A 261-nucleotide genomic window follows, 5' to 3' on the forward strand; every position below is an offset into this window, starting at 1 on the left:
ACCGGGTCTGCTGAGGACGCTGCGCGAGCATGATCCCGACTTCGTCCTGCTCGACGGAACCCTCGCCGAGTGCGACCGGGTCGGCGACGGCCGGACCGACTACTCCCACAAGCACCGACGCCACGGCGTTAACGTGCAGGTCGTCACCCACCCCGACGGCCAGCTGCTGTGGCTCTCGCCCGCCCTGCCGGGCCGCACCCACGACCTGACCGCCGCCCGCACCCACCGGATCATCCGGATCTGCGAGCGCCAGGGCGTTCC

At 71.6% G+C, this 261-nt stretch carries 1 protein-coding gene; it reads left to right on the forward strand.

Annotated elements, in window-relative coordinates; genetic code table 11:
- On the forward strand, nt 1–261 hold a 261-nt coding region (locus tag OO54_RS41135; protein ID WP_033212975.1), incomplete at both ends, for a transposase family protein.

Origin of the sequence: Streptomyces wedmorensis (genome assembly GCF_000716445.1) — a bacterium.
GTDB classification, from domain to species: domain Bacteria; phylum Actinomycetota; class Actinomycetes; order Streptomycetales; family Streptomycetaceae; genus Streptomyces; species Streptomyces wedmorensis.